This is a genomic window from Microcystis aeruginosa LEGE 91341 (assembly GCF_015206885.1).
Classification (GTDB): Bacteria; Cyanobacteriota; Cyanobacteriia; order Cyanobacteriales; family Microcystaceae; genus Microcystis; species Microcystis aeruginosa_H.
The window spans coordinates 1-4868 of the sequence record NZ_JADEXY010000206.1 but is presented as its reverse complement, the minus strand read 5'-3'; the positions used below and the strand labels follow the sequence as shown (position 1 = coordinate 4868).

Below are 4868 nucleotides of genomic sequence, written 5' to 3'. Positions count from 1 at the left end.
CCCCTTATCAAGGGGGGCAGGGGGGATCGAACCTAAAATCCATTTTTAATTCAATTATAACCAGCTACTTATCTAACTACCTCTTGCCTATTGCCTATCCTAAGCAAGAGGTTGATTTTGTTCAATCTCTTAGTATATATGATCGCTAAGTGCAGATGATCTGAGAAAGACCGATAACTGAAGATCATAGGGGGGTTTATCTTACACGAATTTATATTAAACTTAGGATTGGTTTATTGAATTATCGTCTTATTAAAACTGTGGAAGTAATGGAAATCGGGCAAAAAGTCAAGGTCTGTCGCTTAAGAGACCGCGTTAACTCGGACGTAGCGGGTAAATTGGGTAAAGTGGGTGTCATCAAAAATTTTAAGATGACCGATGGCAGCGGTGTTGGTGCTGTTGTCCAGTTCGATGATAAAACCGCTACTTGGTTTTTTGAAGATGAACTCAAACTCATCTAAATACAACGCTTAGGAATTAATTATGTCCTTAATTTTGACCTTTTTGGGCAAGGGGGGCAGCGGTCGCAGTACAATAGCGATCGCTTCGGCAAAGAAAATGGCTGGTCTGGGGTCAAAAGTTCTCTTGATCGGTCAAGATTCTGGCCCTGCTTGGGGATTACTCCTCAAGGCCTCCCCTAGCTCCTCCGTCACGGAAATTGCCCCCAATCTCTCGGTTATCCAGCTTAGTAGTACCCACTTACTAGAAAAAGGTTGGGAAGAAGTCAAGGAACTGGAAAAGCAGTATTTGCGTTCTCCCACCTTGAAAAATGTTTATGGTCAAGAGTTGGGCGTTTTACCTGGAATGGATCAAGCTCTAGCTTTAAATTTCCTGCGGGAACAGGATAAAAGCGGAAATTATGATGTCATCATCTACGACGGCAGCGGAGATATAAACAGTCTGCGAATGTTAGGGATTCCAGAGGTGGGCAGCTGGTATTCACGGCGTTTTCGGCAGGTTTTCAGTGATTCTGAGATTGGTCGCACCCTTTCTCCCTTTTTCCAACCAATCGCCGCCGCCGTGCTGAATTTCTCCTTTAATCCCGACGGTTTAGGGAAGAAGGTCGATAATAACATTCTAGACGAGGGACGTTGCGCTTTAGCCGATCCCCGGCGAGTTTTAGCCTATCTAGTCACCAATGACGATTCAATTGCGATCGCAGATGCCAAATATCTTTGGGGTGCGGCGCAGCAAATCGGTTTAAATGTGGGGGGAGTGATTTTTAATCGCTGTCAGAGTGCTACGGAGGATTTTGCCCCGCTGCCGGCTGCGATTTTACCCTACCGTCAAGGAGAAGATTGGCAGGAGTTAATCGCCGAGTTACCCAATTTTCTCACGGTGCAGCCGCCCAAACCGTTAATAATCGATACGGCAGCCGCTCAGGTCAAGGTTTATTTACCCGGATTGGAGAAGAAACAGGTAAAACTGACGCAATCGGGTCCAGAATTAACCATCGAAGCTGGGGATCAACGGCGTAATATTGATGTACCACCGCCTCTAACCGGACGAGCGGTAAAAGGGGCCAAATTCCAAGAAGGTTACTTAATTATTTCTTTTTAAGGGATTATGTCGAACAGCGAGATAGAAAACAAGGATGAGCGAGCAGCCAAAACTCGCCAATTATTGGGCATGAAAGGGGCCTCATCGGCAGAAACCTCCCTCTGGAAAATCCGCTTACAATTGATGAAGCCGATCACTTGGATTCCCCTAATTTGGGGGGTTGTCTGTGGGGCTGCTTCATCGGGGAATTATACTTGGTCTTTAGAAGATGTCTTAAAAGCGGCCACCTGTATGTTACTTTCTGGTCCATTGATGACTGGTTATACCCAAACTTTAAATGATTTTTATGATCGAGAAATCGATGCAATTAATGAACCCTATCGTCCGATTCCTTCGGGGGTAATTTCTATTCCGCAAGTGGTCGGCCAGATTTTGGTTTTATTAGCAGCTGGGTTAGGAATATCTTATCTTCTTGATCGCTGGGCCGGTCATGATTTCCCGATTATGCTCTGTTTAACCCTATTTGGTTCTTTTATTGCCTATATTTATTCAGCGCCACCTTTAAAATTAAAACAAAATGGTTGGCTAGGAAATTATGCCCTCGGTGCTAGTTATATAGCATTACCTTGGTGGGCAGGTCACGCCCTTTTTGGTCAGTTAAATTGGACAATTATGCTCCTAACCCTCATCTATAGTCTGGCAGGTTTAGGCATTGCTGTAGTTAACGACTTTAAAAGTGTGGAAGGTGACGAAAAGTTAGGCTTGAAATCCTTGCCAGTTATGTTTGGAATTACGACTGCTGCTTGGATTTGTGTGATTATGATCGATGTTTTTCAAGCGGGAATTGCGGGCTATCTGATTAGTATTCATCAAAATCTTTATGCCGCTATTTTACTGTTATTAATTATCCCTCAGATCACTTTCCAAGATATGTATTTTCTGCGGGATCCGCTCAAAAATGATGTCAAATATCAAGCCAGCGCCCAGCCTTTTCTAGTGTTAGGAATGTTGGTGACAGGTTTGGCTTTAGGTCAGGGGATACTCTGAAGATTGTAGTTAATAAAAACAGGGAATATCCAGTTTCTGGGACATAATCGCCTTGCATTGGGCTTCTGTTTAAGGTAACTTGATCCGTCAAGAGGGGAGAAAATAGATTTTCGGTTCGATCCCCCCTTAATCCCCCCTTGATAAGGGGGGTGTTGATCCCCCCTTAATCCCCCCTTGATAAGGGGGGTGTTGATCCCCCCTTAATCCCCCCTTGATAAGGGGGGTATCTGACAATTTTTAACATCTACCTACTTAGCTCGATCCCTAGTCTTTTCGTTACAATCAAGAGGGAATCGATGCCGGGGAAAAAATTTACCTTTTTTTCTTCCCTTCGATTTGCCATTCTTGACGAACTAATCAAGAATAGTTTCTGTTTAACAAGATTGATTGAGACAAGTATCTCGAACCTAGTCACCATGAGTAATACCAGTAACTTTCGTCAAGCTTTACGCGAGGCTAAAAGCCAAGCACTTATCGGCCCCAATGTTATCCCCAAGGCCCTACCCTATCTAGGTGGCGGTCTAATTTTAACTGCGGTGGGAACCTATGGCGGTTTAGGTGTGATCCAATCCTATCCCCAGATTTTCTTCCCGACTTTCTTTGTCGCTCTGATTGCCGAGATTATTTTATTTTTTGTCGCGCGTAATACTGCGGAAAAAGGCAATACAGGCACTGCTCTGCCCCTGCTGACTCTCTATAGCCTTCTTTCTGGCTATACTCTCAGTGGAATCGTCTATGTGGCCTTAGGTACTTCCGGTGTTGGTTTGCGAGGAGTGGCAATTGCTGCCCTCGGTTGCGGCATCGCTTTTGTCTTGGGACGCAATATCGGCTCGAATCTGTCGGAAAAAGATGGTTTAGCGCTGACTCAAACCGTTAGCATCGGTATTCTCGCTCTCTTTATTGTTCTCATTGGTCAGCTAATTTTCTCTATCTTTGGTGGTGGTACTCCCACCTGGTTAGAAATTGCTATTTCTGGCATCGGGGTTTTCCTGTTTGCAGGCTCCGCAGTGGTGGACTTTTACATCTTGCCCCGTACCTACAGAGATGAACAGTATCTTAGTGCTGCTTTATCGATGTATTTGACCTATATCAACCTATTTATCTTTATTCTGCGCCTTTTAATCGCTCTTAACGGTCGAGATTAGGGCAAATAGAGAGGAGTTAGAAATTAGTTACAACCTAACTTCTAACTCCGCTAGAATAGTAAAGAAATGTAAACGGCCTGTAAAGATCATGACTGAACCACAACCGACTCAAACCCCCAAATTAGAAGACCCCAAATTTGGCTTTAATGACTATGCCGAGCGCCTCAACGGTAGGGCTGCTATGATTGGTTTTGTGATCACCCTGTTGATCGAGTATCTAACTGGCCAAGGTCTGTTATCTTGGTTAGGGTTACAGTAGTTTTTTAAACTTTTTTGGGCATTCTAGGGGAAATAGAGCCTTGAATGCTAGTTAACGCATACAAGCTTCATGATTTTCCCCGTAGAATCCTTGTAAGACCGAATCACCTCGCTGTTGTGGTGTGCCGTGGGAGTTATTGGGAGCTTCAAAATCGCCCACTTCCGAGGCCGCTTCCGCTAGGAGTTTTCCCGCCATTATATAATCCTGTTTGGATAAACTTCTTGCTTCGGTAAGTAACCAGGAAAGGGTATCTCCCGCTAGACAATCGGCCTGTAATTCAATGCCAATGCTCATTCCACCTTCATCGATGCCACCGATACCCCGATTCCACTGAACAGCGTGAGCGGCCTCGTGAGCGACGGCGTAAAGGGGAAATAGGGGATTATCACTAATGCGAGTGACTTGCTGGAGATTGACGTAAACTGTATTATCTACAGTGCAGAAAGCCGCTAGGGAAATTACCCCGCAGGGAGTGGTTATCGGGCCATTGCTTAACAAATACTTAAAATTGATCTGGTGTAATTGAGCCGTATATTCAATTACCGCTTCTAGGGCATCCGTAATATCGTCTGCTTGCGCTCTCTGGGCTAGAGGGGATAAAATCAAGAGGGAACTACAGGAAACAGCAGATATCAGGGATAATAAACGTTTACGGCCAGAGTTAGGTTTCATGATACTAACAAAGTCGGGAGTGAGGAAGAAGTTTAATTGATCTGAATTAGCCTAGCGCTACGATCACAATTCTAAAGGCTATATCTAAGACTTCCAGAGAAAATACAGAATTTACGCAGCTTTCGATCGAAGTTTACAGAATTTCTGGTCAAGGTTTAGGAAATTAATTTGGCACGACCACTTAGGGTCTGCTGAAAAAGTTTTTCGTGGGGATAGGGCTGTCTCTTATGCACATCTGACGCTGC

General features: G+C 44.5%; 6 protein-coding genes. 5 read left to right on the top strand and 1 reads right to left on the bottom strand.

Features of this window, described 5'->3' with window-relative positions; genetic code table 11:
• The first annotated feature begins 269 nt into the window (after nt 1-269).
• From IQ234_RS19890 to IQ234_RS19870, 5 genes are all read left to right on the top strand, one after another.
• Nucleotides 270-461 carry a DUF2862 domain-containing protein gene (locus tag IQ234_RS19890; protein WP_002742483.1) on the top strand — a complete coding sequence of 64 codons (192 nt, stop codon included), beginning with the start codon at nt 270-272 and terminating at the stop codon, nt 459-461.
• A gap of 22 nt (nt 462-483) precedes the next feature.
• Nucleotides 484-1560 (top strand): ArsA family ATPase, encoded by a 1077-nt coding sequence (locus IQ234_RS19885; RefSeq protein WP_193958345.1) that lies wholly within the window; start codon nt 484-486, stop codon nt 1558-1560.
• A 6-nt stretch (nt 1561-1566) separates the two neighbouring features.
• On the top strand, nt 1567-2547 hold the full coding sequence (gene chlG / locus IQ234_RS19880) for a chlorophyll synthase ChlG (RefSeq protein ID WP_193958344.1): 981 nt from the start codon (nt 1567-1569) through the stop codon (nt 2545-2547).
• Between the two features lie 416 nt (nt 2548-2963).
• Entirely contained in the window at nt 2964-3692 is a 729-nt protein-coding gene (locus IQ234_RS19875) for a Bax inhibitor-1 family protein (protein ID WP_193958343.1), read from the top strand.
• Between the two features lie 88 nt (nt 3693-3780).
• Nucleotides 3781-3951, top strand: coding sequence for a high light inducible protein (locus IQ234_RS19870; protein WP_002742489.1), 171 nt, complete (start codon nt 3781-3783; stop codon nt 3949-3951).
• Between the two features lie 51 nt (nt 3952-4002).
• Here IQ234_RS19870 and IQ234_RS19865 read toward each other — a convergent pair whose 3' ends face one another.
• Complete coding sequence (locus IQ234_RS19865; protein WP_193958342.1) at nt 4003-4623, bottom strand: metalloprotease; 621 nt, start codon at nt 4621-4623, stop codon at nt 4003-4005.
• Between the last annotated feature and the right edge of the window lie 245 nt (nt 4624-4868).

What these genes read in the sequence shown, in the direction of transcription:
- IQ234_RS19885 (WP_193958345.1), top strand. Translation starts at nt 484, where the DNA reads ATGTCCTTAATTTTGACCTTTTTGGGCAAGGGGGGCAGCGGTCGCAGT.
- IQ234_RS19890 (WP_002742483.1), top strand. Translation starts at nt 270, where the DNA reads ATGGAAATCGGGCAAAAAGTCAAGGTCTGTCGCTTAAGAGACCGCGTT.
- IQ234_RS19865 (WP_193958342.1), bottom strand. Translation starts at nt 4,623, where the DNA reads ATGAAACCTAACTCTGGCCGTAAACGTTTATTATCCCTGATATCTGCT.
- IQ234_RS19870 (WP_002742489.1), top strand. Translation starts at nt 3,781, where the DNA reads ATGACTGAACCACAACCGACTCAAACCCCCAAATTAGAAGACCCCAAA.
- IQ234_RS19875 (WP_193958343.1), top strand. Translation starts at nt 2,964, where the DNA reads ATGAGTAATACCAGTAACTTTCGTCAAGCTTTACGCGAGGCTAAAAGC.
- chlG (WP_193958344.1), top strand. Translation starts at nt 1,567, where the DNA reads ATGTCGAACAGCGAGATAGAAAACAAGGATGAGCGAGCAGCCAAAACT.